Source organism: Variovorax sp. J2P1-31 (genome assembly GCF_030317215.1).
GTDB lineage: Bacteria > Pseudomonadota > Gammaproteobacteria > Burkholderiales > Burkholderiaceae_C > Variovorax.
Map to the genome: position 1 here is coordinate 530,117 of NZ_JASZYA010000002.1, position 17,298 is coordinate 547,414.

Genomic DNA, 17,298 nt, shown 5'->3' on the forward strand with positions numbered 1-17,298 from the left:
GCCTTACTTCAGGCCGGCGGCCGCGCGCAGGGCCGCGGCCTGGTTGGTGGATTCCCAGGTGAACTCGGGCTCTTCGCGGCCGAAGTGGCCGTAGGCGGCGGTCTTCTGGTAGATCGGGCGCAGCAGGTCGAGCATCTGGATGATGCCCTTGGGGCGCAGGTCGAAGTGTTCGCGCACCAGGGCGGCGATCTGCTCGTCGGGGATCAGGCCCGTGCCTTCGGTGTAGACCGTGATGTTCATCGGCTCGGCCACGCCGATCGCGTAGGCAACCTGGATCTGGCACTGGCGCGCGATGCCCGCGGCCACGATGTTCTTCGCCACATAGCGCGCGGCGTAGGCGGCCGAGCGGTCGACCTTCGACGGGTCCTTGCCCGAGAACGCGCCGCCGCCGTGCGGGCAGGCGCCGCCGTAGGTGTCGACGATGATCTTGCGGCCGGTGAGGCCGCAGTCGCCCTGCGGACCGCCGATGACGAAACGGCCGGTGGGGTTGATCAGGTAGCGCGTGTTCTGCAGCCATTCCTTGGGCAGCACCGGCTTGATGATCTCCTCGATGATGGCTTCGTTGAACGAGGCCTTCATCTTGGTCGAGGTTTCGCTCTGGTCGGGGTGGTGCTGGGTCGAGAGCACCACGGTGTCGATGCTGTGCGGCTTGCCGTCGACATAGCGCATCGTGACCTGGCTCTTGGCGTCCGGGCGCAGGAAGGGCAGGCGGCCGTCCTTGCGCAGCTGGGCCTGGCGCTCGACCAGGCGGTGCGCGTAGTAGATCGGCGCGGGCATCAGCTCGGGCGTCTCGTCGCAGGCGTAGCCGAACATCAGGCCCTGGTCGCCGGCGCCGGTGTTCAGGTGGTCGTCCGATGCGTGGTCCACGCCCTGGGCGATGTCGTTGGACTGCTTGTCGTAGCAGACCATCACGGCGCAACCCTTGTAGTCGATGCCGTACTCGGTGTTGTCGTAGCCGATGCGCTTGATGGTGTCGCGCGCGACCTGGATGTAGTCGACGTGGGCGTTGGTCGTGATTTCGCCCGCGAGCACCACCAGGCCGGTGTTGGTCAGCGTCTCGGCGGCCACGCGGCTGCGCGGGTCCTGTTCGAAGATCGCGTCGAGGATGGCATCCGAGATCTGGTCGGCGACCTTGTCGGGGTGGCCTTCGGAAACGGACTCGGAAGTGAAGAGGAAATCGTTCGCCATTGATAAAACTCCGTCTGGTCAGTTGGCGCGTTGCCAGCTGGGGAGCTTCGGCGAACGCTTTAGCAGAATGCCGGATCGGCACGGGCACAATCGCCTGGCGCTTGTGCATGTCGCCCTGCAAGTAGTTCCATAACTCAGCGACAATTTGGATTCTATGCGAGCCGCGTTTTGCTTGCGTGAGCCTCACTTCTCACCCTTCTTCCGACTCGATGATTCCTCTGTTCCGCCTGCTCGCCCATGTGCCGCTGCCCTGGATGCACCGGCTGGGCGCATGCTTCGGCTGGCTGGTCTGGTGGGCCGCCCCCGACTACCGGCGCCGCTTCCGGGCCAACGCCGAAGCGGCCGGTTTCACGCCCGCCCAGTACCGCCCCGCCGTCGGGGCGGCCGGCGCCATGGCGGCCGAGCTGCCCTGGCTCTGGGCCCGGCCGCAGGGCGCGAGCGTGCTGCCGCGCATCGCGCGCTGGGACGGCGCCGAAGCCTTCGAGGCCGCGCTGGCCGAGCGCAAGGGCCTGATCCTGATCACGCCCCACATCGGCAGCTGGGAGCTCTGCGGCCAGGCGATCGCCGAGCGCTTCGTGGCCGCGCACGGCCCGCTCACGGCCCTGTTCCGGCCGCCGCGCAAGGCCTGGATGGCCGAACTCATGAAGGGCTCGCGCGACCGCGCCGGCCTGCAGACCCTGCCGACCAGCGTGGCCGGCGTGCGCGGCCTGATGCGCACGCTGCGCAACGGCGGCTACACCGGCATCCTGCCCGACCAGGTGCCGCCGCTGGGGCAGGGCGTCTGGGCGCCCTTCCTGGGCCGGCCGGCCTACACCATGACCCTGCTGCCGCGCCTGGCGCAGCAGACCGGCGCGCACGTGTTCCTCTGCGTCTGCGAACGGCTGCCCCGGGGCGGGCGTTTCGTGATCCGCTTCGAGCCCTTCGACGGCACCGCGGTGAGCGACCCGGCCGCCACGCCCGAGGCCGCCGCCGCGGCGATGAACCAGGGCATCGAGCGCCTGATCCGGCAGCTGCCGGGCCAGTACGTCTGGGACTACGCGCGCTTCAAGCAGCCCAAGGGCGAGCCGATGCAGAAGGCGGCTGCATGAGCGCCGCGCCGGGCCGCCCCAAGCAAGCTCGCACCGCAGTGCGCAGCACGAAGGTTTTGGAATGAGCTTGTCGTCCCGACTCGGCATCGGCTTCATGCGCACGCTGGCGCGCCTGCCCTTGCCGCTGGTGCGCGGCTTCGGCAAGGTGCTGGGCCGCGTGTTGTATGGGGTCGCGGTGTCGCGCCGCCATGTGGTGCAGACCAACCTCGCGCTGTGCCTGCCGCAGAAATCCAAGGCCGAGCGCGACGCCATCGCCCGCGAGACCTTCGTCTTCGTGGCCCAGTCCTGGCTCGACCGCAGCTGGCTCTGGCATGCGCCCGAGGCGGTGGTGGCGAGCCGGCTGCGGGTGGTCGGCTCGTCGTCCGAGATCGACGAGATCGCGCACGGCAGCGCGCCGATGATCCTGTTCGCGCCACACTTCTACGGCCTCGACGCGGCCGCGACCGCGCTCACCATGCACACGGCGCGGCCCTCGACCACCATCTACACCACGCAGCGCGACCCGCTGGTCGACGCCTGGATCCGCGAGGGGCGGCAGCGCTTCGGCAACGTGATCACGCTCAACCGCACCGAGGGCATCAAGCCGATCGTCGCGGGCCTGCGCAAGAACGGCCTGCTGTACCTGCTGCCGGACATGGACTTCGGCCGCGAGCAGTCGGTGTTCGTGCCCTTCTACGGCGTGCCCGCCGCCACCTTGCCTTCGCTCTCGCGCTTCGCGCGGCTTGGCAAGGCCAAGGTGGTGCCGGTGGTGTCGCGGCTCACGGCCACGGGCTACGACATCGAGGTGCTGCCGGCCTGGCAGAACTTCCCCAGCGACGACGCGGTGGCCGACACGGCGTTGATGAACACCCGGCTGCAGGGCTACATCGACGCGATGCCCTCGCAGTACTACTGGGTGCACCGGCGCTTCAAAACGCGCCCCGAAGGCGCGCCACCCGTGTATTGACTCGCCGGCAAAGCCGGTTCCGCGGTGTCCCGCGAAGAACTCAGGTGCCGCGCTGGAAGGCCTCGATCTCGGCTGCCACGCGCTGCGGCTGTTCGTGCACGATCCAGTGGGTCGCGCCCGGCACCTTCACCAGCTTCAACTTCGGCACGTAGTCTTCCAGCCCGTCGAGCAGGCCGGGCAGCAGCGCGCTGTCGTCGAGCGCCCAGAGCACCAGCGTGGGCGCCTCGATGGTCAGGCGTTCGCGCGGCAGCTGCGGGATGGGTGGCGCGTCCTGGCCCGGCATGGCCGGCTTGAGTGGCGTCACGGCGTAGAGATTGCAGGCGCCGCGCAGCCCCGCATCCCAGAGCGCGCGGTACTGGTCCTTCACGCTGTCGGTGAGCCAGCCGAAGCCATCGCTGCCCGCGCCCATGAGCGTGAAGAAGGGCCACATGCGGCGGTAGTCGTCGGCCGCCAGCAGCGCGGGCGCATCGGGTCGCGCCAGGAAGTTCATGTAGGCGCTGGCCTGCTGCTGCACCGGGTTGTCGCGCAGCTCGCGCGCGAAGGTGCCGGGGTGCGGCGAGTTGACGATCACCAGCCGCCGGACCTGCGCCGGGAAGGCGTTGGCGAAGCCCCAGCCGAAGGCGCCGCCCCAGTCGTGCGCGACCAGCGTGTCGATCACGCCGTCGGCGCTTTCGGTGGCGGCCAGCTGGCGCACGTCCTGCACCAGCAGGTGCGGGCGGTAGTCCTCGACGGCCGGCGGCGCGCTCGATTGCTCGAAGCCGCGCAGGTTGGGCGCGACGCAGCGGTAGCCGCCGTGTTCGGGTTGCGAGAAGTGCTCGAGCAGTGCGTCCCAGATGAACGCGCCCTCGGGGAAGCCGTGCAGGAACAGCATCAGCGGCCGGCCCGGTGTGCCGCTGGCGCGGCAGCTGAGCGTGATGCCGTTGGGCAGGGTGCGCTGGAAGGTTTCGATCATCGCCATGTCTCCTCGTTCGTTTCGGGTTCCTTCCAGGGACACCGCGGAACCGGCTTTGCCGGGCCGCGGGTGTCGCCCCCGGAAGGGGGAAGGCGAAGCGACACGCAGTGCGCGAGTCCTCGGGGGAGAGCCTAGTTCTCGGGGTGAGCCCAGCGCCAGAGCAGTTCGGCGGCTTCGTCGACGCCTTGCTTCTTCAGCGCCGAGAACAGTTTGACCTCGCCGCCGCCGGCCTGCAGTCGCACGATCGACAGCGCCTTCGCACCCTCGGCGCGGGTCAGCTTGTCGGACTTGGTCAGCAGCACCAGGAACTTGAGGCCGGCCTCGACGCGCGGGCGGATCACGTCGAGCAGGATCTCGTCGAGCTCGGTCAGGCCGTGGCGCGGGTCGCACATCAGCACCACGCCGCGCAGGTTCTCGCGCGTCATGAGGTAGTTGCCCATCACGCGCTGCCAGCGCAGCTTGGCCTCGCGCGGCACCGCGGCATAGCCGTAGCCGGGCAGGTCGGCCAGCACGGCGTCGTCGACCTTCTGCTTGCCCACGCCGAACAGGTTGATGTGCTGGGTGCGGCCCGGGGTCTTCGAGGCGAAGGCCAGCCGGTGCTGCTGCGTCAGGGTGTTGATCGCGGTGGATTTGCCCGCGTTGGAGCGGCCGACGAAGGCGATTTCGGGCAGATCGAAGGCGGGCAGATGCTCGAGCTGGGGTGCACTGGTGAGGAAATGGGCGGTGTGCATCCAGCCCATGGCCGTGCGGATCCGGTCGGGTGCAGGCGCCGCGGGGGGCGTAGCGGGGGCCGGTGAAGGCGCGGGGGTGGTCATAGGAAGCCTTGGTAACGGAGCACCATTGTAGAATCGCGGGGTTTTGCGCCAATAAATCGAGCCCCCCGATATGAAGTTGTTTGCCCATTTCCTGCTTGCAGCCCTCATGGGCGCCGCCACCAGCGCTGCTTTTGCAGCCGACGAGCCTGCGGCCGCACCCGCCGCGGCCGCCAAGCCGGCCAAGCCCGACCCGGCCAAGGGCGACACGATCTTCAATGCGACACCGGCCAACAGCCAGAGCTGCGCGTCGTGCCACAACGCGGACGGCAACTCGGCCATCGCGGCCAACCCCAAGCTGGCGCAGCAGCATCCCGAATACATCCTCAAGCAGCTGCAGGAATTCAAGTCCGGCAAGCGCAAGAGCGCGATCATGAAGCCCTACGCCTCGGCCCTGTCGGACGAGGACATGCGCAACATCGCCTGGTTCGTCGGCTCCAAGACCGTCAAGCCCGGCTTCGCCAAGGAAAAGGACCTGGTCGCCCTGGGCGAGAAGATCTACCGCGGCGGCATCGCCGACCGCATGATCCCGGCCTGCGCCAGCTGCCACAGCCCCACCGGTGCCGGCCTGCCCGCGCAGTACCCGCGCCTGGGTGGCCAGCACGCCGACTACACCACCGCCCAGCTCGTGGCCTTCCGCGACGGCGCGCGTGCCAACAGCGCGCCCATGACCGGTGTGGCCGCCAAGCTCAACGACCGTGAAATCAAGGCCGTCTCGGACTACATCGCCGGCCTGCGCTGAGCAGGGCAAGGCCCGCGCCGCCCTTTCGCGCCGCATCCTGCAGGCGCCGCGGCGTCCGGGACCGTGATGAACTAACCGCCAATAATCAATCCAACAAGGCGGGCCGATCCAGCAGGATGGCCCGCCTTTTTGCTTTCTCCAGCCAGCGTCCCCGAAGTCTTCTCTCCATGTCAGTTTCCACCCACGGCCTTCGCGTCCGTCGCGGCCCGCAAGCGGTCCGCGCGACGGTGGAGCTGTTCTCGTCGATGCGCTTCGCGATCGCGCTGCTCACGGTCATCTGCATCGCCTCGATCATCGGCACCGTGCTCAAGCAGCACGAGCCCCTGGGCAACTACATCAACCAGTTCGGCCCCTTCTGGGCCGCGCTGTTCCGCGCCGCCCGGCTCGACGCCATCTACAGCGCCTGGTGGTTCCTGCTGATCCTGCTGTTCCTGGTGATCAGCACCACGCTGTGCATCGCGCGCAACACGCCGCACATCCTGCGCGACCTCAAGAACTACAAGGAAGACCTGCGCGTCCAGGGCCTGCGGGCCTTCGGCCAGCGCGCCGCGACCACGCTGGGCGAAGTGCCCGAGGCTGCCGCGCAGCGCATCGGCACCTTGCTCACGGGCGGCGGCTGGAAGGTCAAGCTGCAGTACCGCGAAGGCGCGGGCTGGATGGTGGCGGCGCGTGCCGGCGGCGCCCACAAGCTGGGCTACATCGCGGCGCACGGTGCGATCGTGCTGATCTGCATCGGCGGCCTGCTCGACGGCGACCTGGTGGTGCGCGCCCAGACCTGGTTCAACGGCAAGAGCGTGTTCACCGGCGGCGGCATGATCGCCGACGTGGCGCCCGAGCACCGGCTGTCGCCCTCGAACCCGACCTTCCGCGGCAACATCCTGGTGCCCGAGGGCGGCCGCTCGAGCGTGGCGATCCTGAACCAGGCCGACGGCGTGCTGCTGCAGGACCTGCCCTTCTCGATCGAACTGAAGAAGTTCATCGTCGACTACTACTCCACCGGCATGCCCAAGCTGTTCGCCAGCGAAGTCGTGCTGCACGACCGCGAGACCGGCGAGCAGGTGCCCGCGCGCATCGAGGTCAACCACCCGGCCAGCTACAAGGGCGTGGAGATCTACCAGTCCAGCTTCGACGACGGCGGCTCGACGGTGAAGGTCAAGGCGGTGCCGATGTCGGCCGCGGCCAAGCCCTTCGAACTCGAGGGCACGATCGGCAGCAGCTCGGAGATTACCAACGGCAGCGACAAGCTCACGCTCGAGTACGTGGCGCTGCGCGTGATCAACGTCGAGAACTTCGCCGACGAGGCCGGCGGCGCCATGACCAGCGGCGCCGACGTGCGCAAGGTCGACCTGCAGCACAGCCTGGAATCGCGCCTGGGCGCGGCCAACAAGGTCAACAAGCCCAAGGTGCTGCGCAACATCGGCCCGAGCATCGGCTACAAGCTGCGCGACGCCGCGGGCCAGGCCCGCGAGTACCAGAACTACATGGTGCCGGTCGACACCGGCGACGGGCAGCCGGTGTTCCTGCTGGGCATGCGCGAGAAGCCCGAGGACCCGTTCCGCTACCTGCGCGTGCCGGCCGACGAGAACGGTTCGATGGACGGCTTCCAGCGCATGCGTGCCGCGCTCGACGACGCATCGATGCGCGCCCGCGCGGTCGAGCGCTACATCGCGCGCGCCACCGACCCGGCGCGCCCCGAGCTGGCCGAGCAGCTGCGGGCCTCGGCCACGCGCGCGCTGGCGCTGTTCGCCGGCACCGAGCGGGTGAAGGCCGACGCCACCAGCAAGGGCGGCTGGCAGGCGATCGCCGAGTTCATGGAATTCAACGTGCCCGAGGCCGAGCGCCCGCGCGCCGGCGCGGTGCTGGTGCGCATCCTCAACGAGGTGCTGTTCGAGGTGCTCAACCTGAGCCGCGAATCGGCGGGCCAGGCCGCGCTGCCGGGCGACGACAAGTCGCAGGCTTTCCTCACGCAGGCGGTGCTGGCGCTGAGCGACGCCCACTTCTACCCGGCGCCGGTCGCGATGATGATGACCGACTTCAAGCAGGTGCAGGCCAGCGTGTTCCAGGTGGCCCGGGCCCCGGGCAAGAGCATCGTCTACCTGGGCTGCCTGTTCCTGATCGTCGGCATCTTCGCCATGCTCTACGTGCGCGAGCGCCGCCTCTGGGTGTGGCTCGCGCCGGCCGAGGCCGGCGGCAGCAGCGCGACCATGGCCTTCTCGGTCAATCGCCGCACCATCGACAGCGACCGCGAATTCGACAATCTCAAAGACAAGCTGCTCGCCCTCCAGAAAGAACCGGCGCCATGACCACCACGACACTGACCCTCAACGACGGCTGGCTCGCACGCCGCAACCTCCTGGACTGGGTGTTCGCGGCCATCGTCGCGGCCGGCGCACTGTTCGCCTTCTCGCGCTATGCGGGCTCGATGGACATCTACGAGAAGGCCATCCTCGTGGCCACCGTGCCGGCCATGGTCTGGCTGGGCTGGTTCTGGCGCCCGCTGCAGCTGCTGGCGGTCGGGGTCGCGGCGGCCACGGTGCTGGCCATCACCTCCTACCAGGGCGACCTGGCACGGGCCGACACGGTGTTCTGGCTCAAGTACTTCCTCTCGAGCCAGTCGGCCATCCTCTGGATGAGCGTGCTGTTCTTCATGAGCACGGTCTTCTACTGGCTGGGCCTGTTCGGCGGCAAGCAGGGCGATGCACTGGAGCTGATCGGCTCGCGCGTGGCCTGGGCCGCGATCACGATGGCGCTGATCGGCACCATGGTGCGCTGGTACGAAAGCCACCAGCTGGGCCCGGACATCGGCCACATCCCGGTGAGCAACCTCTACGAGGTCTTCGTGCTGTTCAGCTGGCTCACGGCGGCCTTCTACCTGTACTTCGAATCGATCTACCGCACCCGCGCCATGGGCGCCTTCGTGATGCTGGTGGTGAGCGCCGCGGTCGGCTTCCTGCTCTGGTACACGCTGGTGCGCGAGGCGCACGAGATCCAGCCGCTGGTGCCGGCGCTGCAGAGCTGGTGGATGAAGCTGCACGTGCCCGCCAACTTCATCGGCTACGGCACCTTCGCGCTGGCCGCCATGGTGGCCTTCGCCTACCTGATCAAGGAGCAGGCCGAGGAGAAGCGCTGGTACAAGCTGACGCCGATCTGGCTGCTGGGCGTGGCGCTGTGCTTCGTGCCCGTGGCCTTCCGCCAGCGGGTGCAGGAAGCCGGCGGCAGCTACTGGGTGGTCTACGCGGCCATCTCGGCGCTGATCGCGGCCGGCATCCTGCTGGGCCGCAAGCGCATCGCGGCACGCCTGCCGGCCAACGACGTGCTCGACGACGTGATGTACAAGTCGATCACCGTCGGCTTCGCCTTCTTCACCATCGCCACCGTGCTGGGCGCGCTGTGGGCGGCCGACGCCTGGGGCGGCTACTGGAGCTGGGACCCGAAGGAGACCTGGGCGCTGATCGTCTGGCTCAACTACGCGGCTTGGCTGCACATGCGGCTGGTCAAGGGCCTGCGCGGCACCGTGGCGGCCTGGTGGGCGCTCGGCGGCCTGGCCGTGACCACTTTCGCCTTCCTGGGCGTGAACATGTTCCTCAGCGGATTGCACAGTTACGGCACGCTCTGAAACCGAACGCGCGGCCAGCGCGTAACCTTTCGGTGCCCCGCAACGAAGTTGAGGGTGAGATCCACCTGCCATCGAAAGGCGCGCCATGCTGATTCGTTCCCGTGACAACGGCTTCACCCACCCGGCCTCCAGCGAGATCACCTCGCGCAGCGCCTATGAAGGCCGGCGCGACCTGCTCAAGCTGATGGCCGGCGGGGCCGCCGGCGCGGCGCTCGCAGGCTGGGCCGCGCGCGACGCGATGGCGCAGACCGTGGCGCCGGGCAAGCTGGCGGCGCTCAAGGGTGGCAAGTCGGCGGTGCCGGGGGCCCAGTCGATGGAGAAGCTCACCGACTACAAGGACGCGTCGAGCTACAACAACTTCTACGAGTTCGGCACCGACAAGGGCGACCCGGTGAAGAACGCCGGCACGCTCAAGACCCGCCCCTGGACCGTCGAGATCGAGGGCCTGGTCAAGAAGCCGGGCAAGTACGGCATCGAGGACCTGATCAAGCTCAGCGCGCAGGAAGAGCGCATCTACCGCCTGCGCTGCGTCGAGGGCTGGTCGATGGTCATCCCCTGGGTCGGCTACTCGCTGGCCGAGCTGATCAAGAAGGTCGAGCCGCAGAGCAATGCCAAGTACGTCGAGTTCGTGACGCTGGCCGACCCCAAGACCATGCCCTTCGTGGGCTCGCGCGTGCTCGACTGGCCTTATGCCGAGGGCCTGCGCATGGACGAGGCCATGCACCCGCTGACGCTGCTGACCTTCGGCATGTACGGCGAGGTGCTGCCCAACCAGAACGGCGCGCCGGTGCGCATCGTGGTGCCCTGGAAGTACGGCTTCAAGTCGGCCAAGTCGATCGTCAAGATCCGCTTCGTCGAGAAGGAGCCGAGCACCGCCTGGAACAAGTCGGCCGCCAACGAGTACGGCTTCTATTCCAACGTGAACCCCAACGTCGACCATCCGCGCTGGAGCCAGGCCACCGAGCGCCGCATCGGCGACGGCGGCGGCCTGTTCGCCAAGCGGCGCAAGACCGAGATGTTCAACGGCTACGAAGCCCAGGTCGGCCAGCTCTACGCCGGGATGGACCTGAAGAAGTTCTACTGACGCCGGGCCGTCCGCGATGAACAAGCTGTTGCTGCACAAGGCGGCCAAGCCGCTGGTCTTCCTGCTGTGCCTGCTGCCCTTCGCCTGGCTGGTGTTCGGGGCCGTCACCGACGGGCTGGGCGCGAACCCGGCCGAGTACCTGATCCGCTCGACCGGCGACTGGACGCTGCGCTTCCTGTGCATCGTGCTGGCCGTGACGCCGCTGCGCGTGAGCCTCAAGCTCACCGGCCTGGCGCGCTACCGGCGCATGCTGGGGCTGTTCGCGTACTTCTACGTGGCGGTCCACCTGCTGAGCTACAGCTGGTTCGACATGGGCTTCGAAGTCGGCGACATCGCGCGCGACATCGCCAAGCGGCCCTTCATCCTGGTGGGTTTCGCGGCCTTCGTGCTGCTGACGCCGCTGGCCGCGACCTCGTTCAACCGGGCGATCAAGGCGCTGGGCGCGAAGCGCTGGCAGCGGCTGCACAAGCTGGTCTATCTGATCGCCGGCCTGGGCCTGCTGCACTTCTTCTGGATGCGTGCCGGCAAGAACAACTTCGCCGAAGTGTTCGTCTACGCGGGCATCGTGGCCGCGCTGCTGGCCTGGCGGGTCTGGCACTTCGTGCGCCAGAAGAAGCAGAAGCCGGCAGCGGCCCGCGCGCCGGCCGTGGCGCGCGTGCAGCCGACCAAGTCCTAGCCGAGCTCGTTGCGCAACTGGTCCTCGACGCTCTCGCGCCGGCGGATCAGCGTGGCGAGGTCGCCCGCCACCAGCACCTCGGCGGCCCGGCCGCGGGTGTTGTAGTTGCTGGCCATCGACATGCAGTAGGCGCCGGCCGAGAGCACGGCCAGCAGGTCGCCCTGGGCCACGTTCAGTTCGCGGTCGCGGCCGATCCAGTCGCCGCTTTCGCAGACCGGGCCGACCACGTCGTAGGTCGTGGCTTCGGCGGCGTCACGCGCGGCCAGCGGCACGATCCGGTGGAAGGCCTGGTACATGGCCGGGCGCGGCAGGTCGTTCATGGCCGCGTCGACGATGCAGAAGTTCTTGTCCTCGCCGGGCTTGGTGTAGAGCACCTCGGTCACGCAGACGCCGGCATTGCCCACCAGCGAGCGGCCGGGTTCCACCACCAGCTTGCGCTGGCCGAAGCCGCGCGCGTCGAGCCGGGCCAGCAGCTGCTTCCAGAGCGCGTCCGCGGCCGGCGGCGTGTCGTGGTTGTAGTCGATGCCCAGGCCGCCGCCGAAGTCCAGGTGGTGCAGCGGGATGCCCGCTTCCTCGATCAGCACCACCAGGTCGAGCACGCGCTCGAGCGCGTCCAGGTAGGGCGAGGCTTCGGTGATCTGCGAGCCGATGTGGCAGTCGATGCCCACCACCTCGAGGCCCGGCAGCGCCGCCGCATGGCGGTAGGTGGCCAGCGCGCGGTCGTGCGCCACGCCGAACTTGTTGCCCTTGAGCCCGGTCGAGATGTAGGGGTGGGTCTTCGGGTCGACGTTGGGATTGATGCGGATGCTGATGCGGGCGCGCCGGCCTGCTTCTTCCAGCGCCACGGCGTTGAGCACCTCGAGCTCGGCCTCGCTCTCGACGTTGAAGCAGGCGATGCCCGCGGCCAGTGCCTGGCGCATCTCGGCGCGGGTCTTGCCCACGCCCGAGAAGATCACCTTGGCCGGATCGGCGCCCGCGGCCAGCACGCGCGCGAGCTCGCCGCCCGAGACGATGTCGAAGCCGCAGCCGGCCTCGGCGAAGACGCGCAGCACGCCCAGCGAGGAGTTGGCCTTCATCGCGTAGCAGACCAGGGCGTCGCGGCCCTCGAAGCCGCGCTGGTAGGCGGCCAGCGCGTCGAGCATCCATTGCTTCGAATAGACGAACAGCGGCGTGCCGTGCTCGCGCGCCAGCGCTGCCAGCGGCAGGGCCTCGACGTGCAGGGCGCCGTCGCGCTGGGCGATGTGCGGGTGGCCGGGGAGGGCGGAAGAAGTGCTCATCGCGGGGCTCCGGCGGGGACGCTGGCGGCGGGCGCGGGCGTGGGCGCCGCGCCGGCATCGGCGGCGGGCTTGCCGATCGACGGCGTGAGCAGCTCGGGCAAGGTGGCGCGCTGGGCAGCGGCCGGATCGGTGGGCAGATAGAGCGGGCCCTTGAGCCCGCAGCCGGACAAGCCGACCCCGAGCGCACAGAGGCCAATGGCGCTCACTAGAATTTGGCGGACGTTCAACATGGTGAAATTGTAATGACCGACCCCGAGTACATGGATCGTGCGGAAGCCGCACTGGCTGCGATCGAGCAGTCCTGCGACCGCATCAACGACGCCACCGAGGCCGATATCGACAACCAGCGCGTGGGCGGCATGATCACGCTGACCTTTCCGAACCGCAGCCAGCTGATCATCAACCTGCAGAAGCCGCTGCACGAAATCTGGCTGGCGGCGCGCTCCGGCGGCTACCACTACCGCCACGACGGCACGGCCTGGATCGACACCAAGACCGGCGAGGAGTTCTTCGGCAACCTGTCGCGCGAAGCCACGCTGCAGGCGGGACAGCCCCTGCTGTTCACCGCCTGAGCCCGATCCTCAGTTCCTGAACAGGTCGAGGATGCGGTTGCGCTCCTCGGGCGCCGGCGGGGCGCCGATGGGTGCGCTGCCGGTCGTCTCGGACGAGCCCGATCCGCCGCCATCCACGCCCAGGCTGGACACGCCGCGGCCCGGGCCGTAGTCGTCGTAGTACCACTCGCCGCCGACGTTGACCACGCCGGCCGGCGCGGTGAGTTCGGCCACGGGCACGCCCTTGAGCGCGGTTTCCATGAAGCTGATCCAGATCGGCAGGCTCAGGCCGCCGCCGGTCTCGCGGTCGCCCAGCTTGCGCGGCGTGTCGTAGCCCATCCACGCGACCGCGGTCATGGTCGGCTGGAAGCCGGCGAACCAGGCGTCGAGCGAGTCGTTGGTGGTGCCGGTCTTGCCGTAGATGTCGGTCCGCTTGAGCGTGGCCTGGGCCCGCGCGGCGGTGCCGCCGCTGGCCACCGATTGCAGCAGGCTGTCCATGATGAAGGCGTTGCGCTGCGGGATCGCGCGCATGGTCTCGTTGAGCATCGGCGGCTGGGTCTCGACCAGCACCCGGTCCTTGTGGTCGGTGACGCGGGTGATCAGGTAGGGATTGACGCGGTAGCCGCCGTTGGCAAACACCGAGTAGGCGGTCGCCATCTGCATCGGCGTGACCGAGCCCGCGCCCAGCGCCATCGGCAGGTAGGCCGGATGCTTCTCGCGCTCGAAGCCGAAGTTGCCGATCCATTCCTGGCCGTAGCGCGTGCCGATCGACTGCAGGATGCGGATCGACACCATGTTCTTGGACTTCATGAGCGCGCGCCGCATCGACATCGGGCCCTCGAAGCCGCCGTCGTAGTTCTTCGGCTCCCAGGGCTGGCCGCCGGTGGTGCCGGCGTCGAAGAACAGCGGCGCGTCGTTGATCACGGTCGAGGGCGAGAAGCCCTTTTCCAGCGCGGCCGAGTAGATGAAGGGCTTGAAGCTCGAGCCCGGCTGGCGCCAGGCCTGGGTCACGTGGTTGAACTTGTTCTTGCCGAAATCGAAGCCGCCGACCATGGCCTTGACCGCGCCGTCGCGCGGGTCCATGGCGACGAAGGCGCCCTCGACCTCGGGCAGCTGGGTGATCTCGAAGGTGTTCTTGGGCGTGCGCGCGACCCGGATCACGGCGCCGCGGCGGACCTTGATGTTGGGCGGCGCCTTGTCGGACAGGCCCGACTGCGCCGGCTTGAGGCCGTCGCCGGTGATCTGCAGCACGTCACCGTTGGCGCGCACCGCGGTGATCTCCTTGGGGCTGGCCTTGAGCACCACGGCCGCCATCACGTCGCCGTTGTCGGGGTGTTCGGCCAGCGCGTCGTCGACGGCCTCGTCGAGTTCCTTGGGGTCGGTCGGCAGGTCGATGAACTTCTCGGGGCCGCGGTAGATCTGGCGCCGCTCGTAGTCCATGATGCCCTTGCGCAGCGCCTTGTACGCCGCCGCCTGGTCAGCCGCCACCAGCGAGGTGTAGACCTTGAGGCCGCGGGTGTAGGTGCTGTCGCCGTACTGGCTGTACATCAGCTGGCGCACGGTCTCGGCCACGTACTCGGCATGCAGCCGGTTCGGGTCGGCGGCGTCGCGCAGGTGCAGTTCTTCCTTCTTGGCCTCGGTGGCCTGCTCGGCGGTGATGAAGCCGGCGTCGCGCATGCGGTCGATCACATACAGCTGGCGGCCGCGGGCGCGGGTCGGGTTGTTGACCGGGTTGTTGGCGCCCGGGGCCTTGGGCAGGCCGGCCAGCATCGCGGCCTGGGCGATCGAGATGTCCTGCAGCGGCTTGCCGAAATAGGCCTCGGAGGCGGCGGCGAAGCCGTAGGCGCGGTTGCCCAGGTAGATCTGGTTCAGGTAGATCTCGAAGATCTGGTCCTTGCTCAGCAGGTGCTCGAGCTTGAAGGTCAGCAGCACCTCGTAGATCTTGCGGGTGAGCGTCTTCTCGGAGCTCAGGTAGACGTTGCGCGCCACCTGCATGGTGATGGTCGAGGCGCCCTGGCTCTTGACCCGGTTCATGTTGGCCAGGCCGGCCCGCACCAGGCCCTTGTAGTCCACGCCGCCGTGGTCATAGAAGCGGGCGTCCTCGGCCGCCAGCACCGCGTCCTTCATGACCTTGGGAATGGTGGCGATGGGCGTGAGGTTGCGCCGTTCCTCGCCGAACTCGCCGATCAGCGTCCCTTCGGACGAGAACACCCGCAGCGGCAGCTTGGGCCGGTAGTCGGCCAGTTCCGAAATGTCGGGCAGGTTGGGGTAGGCCACCGCCAGTGCAACGGCGATCACGCAGGCCAGCGACACGGCGCCTGCGAGCACGATGCCGCCGCTCCAGAACAGCAGGCGCAGCAGCCACTTCAGCCAGAAAGGCCGGGTCGAGGCGGGCTTGGCGCGCTTCTCGGGGCGGGGAGATTGGGGCATGGAGGAGGGCGGAGTCACCGCGCATTATAAAAAATGGCCCGGAAAAGGGGCGTCAGCAAAGGCCTCGGACGGCCAAATTCCGGGGTGTCGTCACGTAAGTTGCAGAAGACTACGTGGGCGTCAACTTTTGACAACGCTCCCGCCGATCCTCGGCGGGGCGCCTTGGTAGCGCCCACTTCTTGCTGCTAGCATGCAACCATACGTAAATATTTCCAATCGTTACAAACGGATGGGATCGAACTTGACTGCACTGGGATCGTTGTTTCGCCGTCAGCCCGCGCCGTTGGTCGGGTTGGATGTTAGTTCGTCCAGCGTCAAGCTGGTCGAGCTGGGCCGTGACGCGAGCGGCAAGCTGGTGCTCGAGCGATGCGCGATCGAACCGCTGGAGCGGGGCTGGATCAGCGACGGCAACGTCGAGAAGTTCGACGAGGTGGCCGAGGCCGTGCGCCGCGTGGTGCGCAAGAGCGGCACCCGCACCCGCAACGTCGCGCTGGCGCTGCCGCCTTCGGCCGTGATCACCAAGAAGATCGTGCTGCCCGGCGGCATGAGCGAGCAGGAGCTCGAGCTGCAGGTCGAGTCCGAAGCCAACCAGTACATTCCTTTCTCCCTCGACGAAGTGAGCCTGGACTTCTGCGTGGTCGGCCGCAGTGCCGGCGCGGCCGAGGACGTCGAGGTGCTGATCGCCGCCTCGCGCAAGGAAAAGGTGCAGGACCGCCAGGGCCTGGCCGAGGCGGCCGGGCTCAAGGCCGTGATCCTGGACGTCGAGTCCTACGCCTCGCGGCTCGCGACTTCGCGGCTGATCGAGCAGTTGCCGGGCCAGGGCCGCGATGCGGTCGTCGCGCTGTTCGAGGTCGGCGCCTTCACCACCAGCATGCAGGTGCTGCGCAACCAGGAGGTGCTGTACGACCGCGACCAGGCCTTCGGCGGCGCCCAGCTGACCCAGCTGATCGTGCGCCAGTACGGCTTTTCGGCCGAAGAGGCGGAAAGCAAGAAACGCAGCGGCGACCTGCCCGAGGACTACGGCTCGGGCGTGCTCAAGCCCTTCGTGGCCAGCATCGCGCAGGAAATCGCGCGCGCGCTCCAGTTCTTCTTCACCAGCACGCCGCACAACCGCGTCGACTACGTGCTGCTGGCCGGCGGCTCGGCCGCGCTGCCGGGCCTGACCAGTGCCGTGACCCGCCAGACTTCCTTCGCCTGCACGCTGGTCAACCCCTTCGACGGCATGGAACTCGGCTCGGGCATCCGGGAAAAGAAGGTGCGCCGCGAGGCGCCTTCCTACCTGACGTCCTGTGGCCTGGCGATGCGGAGGTTTCTGCAGTGATCCTGATCAACCTGTTGCCGCACCGCGAAGCGGCCCGCAAGCGCCGCCGCGAGAGCTTCTATGTGACCTTGGGCGCGGCGGCCCTGCTCGGCGGCCTGATCGCGGGCGCGGCCTATGTCTGGTACCAGACACAGATCTCGACCCAGCAATCGAAGAACAGCTACCTGCAGGCCGAGATCAAGAAGCTCGAGTCCGAGATCAAGGAGATCTCGACGCTGCAGGCCGAGATCACGGCGCTCAAGGCGCGCCAGCAGGCCGTCGAGGACCTGCAGGGCGACCGCAACATGCCGGTGCACCTGCTCAACGAACTGGTGCGGCAATTGCCCGACGGCGTGTACCTGGCCAGCATGAAGCAGACCGACCGCACGGTCACGCTGCAGGGCATGGCGCAGTCGAACGAGCGGGTGTCCGAATTGCTGCGCAACCTGGGCAACGGCAGTCCCTGGCTGGTCAAGCCCGAGCTGGTCGAGATCACGGCCGGCACCGTGACCCTGAACCCGCGCGACCAGCGCCGCGTGGCGAACTTCACCATGCGCATCGGCCTCAAGCGTCCGACCGATGTGGCGAAGCCGGCGGCCGGCGCGGCCGCGGCGGCGGTCAAGGGTTAAGCGGGGT

Annotated in this window: 16 protein-coding genes; 10 read left to right on the forward strand and 6 right to left on the reverse strand. The window is 68.4% G+C overall.

What is annotated here, in order from left to right; all coding sequences use genetic code 11:
- Positions 1–3 precede the first annotated feature (3 nt).
- Entirely contained in the window at positions 4–1,188 is a 1,185-nt protein-coding gene (gene metK / locus QTI20_RS13575) for a methionine adenosyltransferase (protein WP_183024947.1), read from the reverse strand.
- Positions 1,189–1,397: 209 nt separating this feature from the next.
- Here metK and QTI20_RS13580 point away from each other — a divergent pair, with 209 nt between their 5' ends.
- Positions 1,398–2,276, forward strand: a complete 879-nt coding sequence (locus tag QTI20_RS13580) for a lysophospholipid acyltransferase family protein (RefSeq protein ID WP_286551584.1) — start codon at positions 1,398–1,400, stop codon at positions 2,274–2,276.
- A gap of 61 nt (positions 2,277–2,337) precedes the next feature.
- A complete protein-coding gene (locus QTI20_RS13585) occupies positions 2,338–3,222 on the forward strand; it encodes an LpxL/LpxP family acyltransferase (RefSeq protein ID WP_286551587.1) in 885 nt (294 codons plus the stop codon).
- 40 nt (positions 3,223–3,262) lie between these two features.
- On the opposite strand, the gene QTI20_RS13590 is transcribed toward QTI20_RS13585, so the two are convergent.
- Positions 3,263–4,174, reverse strand: coding sequence for an alpha/beta fold hydrolase (locus QTI20_RS13590; RefSeq protein ID WP_286551588.1), 912 nt, complete (start codon positions 4,172–4,174; stop codon positions 3,263–3,265).
- A 131-nt stretch (positions 4,175–4,305) separates the two neighbouring features.
- On the reverse strand, positions 4,306–4,989 hold the full coding sequence (gene yihA, locus QTI20_RS13595; protein ID WP_286551589.1) for a ribosome biogenesis GTP-binding protein YihA/YsxC: 684 nt from the start codon (positions 4,987–4,989) through the stop codon (positions 4,306–4,308).
- 70 nt (positions 4,990–5,059) lie between these two features.
- Here yihA and QTI20_RS13600 point away from each other — a divergent pair, with 70 nt between their 5' ends.
- From QTI20_RS13600 to msrQ, 5 genes are all read left to right on the forward strand, one after another.
- Positions 5,060–5,728: a c-type cytochrome gene (locus QTI20_RS13600; RefSeq protein WP_219212754.1), complete on the forward strand. Its 669-nt coding sequence runs from the start codon at positions 5,060–5,062 to the stop codon at positions 5,726–5,728.
- Between the two features lie 167 nt (positions 5,729–5,895).
- Complete coding sequence (locus QTI20_RS13605) at positions 5,896–8,031, forward strand: cytochrome c biogenesis protein ResB (protein ID WP_286551590.1); 2,136 nt, start codon at positions 5,896–5,898, stop codon at positions 8,029–8,031.
- Positions 8,028–9,344, forward strand: a complete 1,317-nt coding sequence (ccsB, locus tag QTI20_RS13610; protein ID WP_286551592.1) for a c-type cytochrome biogenesis protein CcsB — start codon at positions 8,028–8,030, stop codon at positions 9,342–9,344. Before QTI20_RS13605 ends, ccsB begins: the two co-directional genes overlap by 4 nt.
- Before the next feature lie 85 nt (positions 9,345–9,429).
- The gene (msrP, locus tag QTI20_RS13615) at positions 9,430–10,428 is read left to right on the forward strand and encodes a protein-methionine-sulfoxide reductase catalytic subunit MsrP (protein WP_219212748.1); all 999 of its coding nucleotides are present in this window, start codon (positions 9,430–9,432) and stop codon (positions 10,426–10,428) included.
- Between the two features lie 16 nt (positions 10,429–10,444).
- The gene (gene msrQ, locus QTI20_RS13620) at positions 10,445–11,104 is read left to right on the forward strand and encodes a protein-methionine-sulfoxide reductase heme-binding subunit MsrQ (RefSeq protein ID WP_286551595.1); all 660 of its coding nucleotides are present in this window, start codon (positions 10,445–10,447) and stop codon (positions 11,102–11,104) included.
- Here msrQ and lysA read toward each other — a convergent pair.
- Positions 11,101–12,381: a diaminopimelate decarboxylase gene (lysA, locus tag QTI20_RS13625; protein ID WP_286551596.1), complete on the reverse strand. Its 1,281-nt coding sequence runs from the start codon at positions 12,379–12,381 to the stop codon at positions 11,101–11,103. The genes msrQ and lysA overlap by 4 nt on opposite strands.
- Entirely contained in the window at positions 12,378–12,611 is a 234-nt protein-coding gene (gene lptM / locus QTI20_RS13630; protein ID WP_286551598.1) for an LPS translocon maturation chaperone LptM, read from the reverse strand. Before lptM ends, lysA begins: the two co-directional genes overlap by 4 nt.
- A 12-nt stretch (positions 12,612–12,623) precedes the next feature.
- Between lptM and cyaY the strand changes: the two genes are divergently transcribed.
- Positions 12,624–12,953 (forward strand): iron donor protein CyaY, encoded by a 330-nt coding sequence (gene cyaY / locus QTI20_RS13635; protein ID WP_286551599.1) that lies wholly within the window; start codon positions 12,624–12,626, stop codon positions 12,951–12,953.
- A gap of 9 nt (positions 12,954–12,962) precedes the next feature.
- Here cyaY and QTI20_RS13640 read toward each other — a convergent pair whose 3' ends face one another.
- Positions 12,963–15,362 carry a penicillin-binding protein 1A gene (locus QTI20_RS13640; RefSeq protein ID WP_286551600.1) on the reverse strand — a complete coding sequence of 800 codons (2,400 nt, stop codon included), beginning with the start codon at positions 15,360–15,362 and terminating at the stop codon, positions 12,963–12,965.
- Between the two features lie 241 nt (positions 15,363–15,603).
- Between QTI20_RS13640 and QTI20_RS13645 the strand changes: the two genes are divergently transcribed.
- Positions 15,604–16,683: a pilus assembly protein PilM gene (locus tag QTI20_RS13645; protein ID WP_183024961.1), complete on the forward strand. Its 1,080-nt coding sequence runs from the start codon at positions 15,604–15,606 to the stop codon at positions 16,681–16,683.
- Positions 16,680–17,291, forward strand: a complete 612-nt coding sequence (locus QTI20_RS13650) for a PilN domain-containing protein (protein ID WP_286551602.1) — start codon at positions 16,680–16,682, stop codon at positions 17,289–17,291. The genes QTI20_RS13645 and QTI20_RS13650 overlap by 4 nt, the downstream gene beginning before the upstream one ends.
- Positions 17,292–17,298: the final 7 nt, after the last annotated feature.

What these genes read in the sequence shown, in the direction of transcription:
- metK (WP_183024947.1), bottom strand. Translation starts at nt 1,188, where the DNA reads ATGGCGAACGATTTCCTCTTCACTTCCGAGTCCGTTTCCGAAGGCCAC.
- QTI20_RS13580 (WP_286551584.1), top strand. Translation starts at nt 1,398, where the DNA reads ATGATTCCTCTGTTCCGCCTGCTCGCCCATGTGCCGCTGCCCTGGATG.
- QTI20_RS13585 (WP_286551587.1), top strand. Translation starts at nt 2,338, where the DNA reads ATGAGCTTGTCGTCCCGACTCGGCATCGGCTTCATGCGCACGCTGGCG.
- QTI20_RS13590 (WP_286551588.1), bottom strand. Translation starts at nt 4,174, where the DNA reads ATGATCGAAACCTTCCAGCGCACCCTGCCCAACGGCATCACGCTCAGC.
- yihA (WP_286551589.1), bottom strand. Translation starts at nt 4,989, where the DNA reads ATGACCACCCCCGCGCCTTCACCGGCCCCCGCTACGCCCCCCGCGGCG.
- QTI20_RS13600 (WP_219212754.1), top strand. Translation starts at nt 5,060, where the DNA reads ATGAAGTTGTTTGCCCATTTCCTGCTTGCAGCCCTCATGGGCGCCGCC.
- QTI20_RS13605 (WP_286551590.1), top strand. Translation starts at nt 5,896, where the DNA reads ATGTCAGTTTCCACCCACGGCCTTCGCGTCCGTCGCGGCCCGCAAGCG.
- ccsB (WP_286551592.1), top strand. Translation starts at nt 8,028, where the DNA reads ATGACCACCACGACACTGACCCTCAACGACGGCTGGCTCGCACGCCGC.
- msrP (WP_219212748.1), top strand. Translation starts at nt 9,430, where the DNA reads ATGCTGATTCGTTCCCGTGACAACGGCTTCACCCACCCGGCCTCCAGC.
- msrQ (WP_286551595.1), top strand. Translation starts at nt 10,445, where the DNA reads ATGAACAAGCTGTTGCTGCACAAGGCGGCCAAGCCGCTGGTCTTCCTG.
- lysA (WP_286551596.1), bottom strand. Translation starts at nt 12,381, where the DNA reads ATGAGCACTTCTTCCGCCCTCCCCGGCCACCCGCACATCGCCCAGCGC.
- lptM (WP_286551598.1), bottom strand. Translation starts at nt 12,611, where the DNA reads ATGTTGAACGTCCGCCAAATTCTAGTGAGCGCCATTGGCCTCTGTGCG.
- cyaY (WP_286551599.1), top strand. Translation starts at nt 12,624, where the DNA reads ATGACCGACCCCGAGTACATGGATCGTGCGGAAGCCGCACTGGCTGCG.
- QTI20_RS13640 (WP_286551600.1), bottom strand. Translation starts at nt 15,362, where the DNA reads ATGCCCCAATCTCCCCGCCCCGAGAAGCGCGCCAAGCCCGCCTCGACC.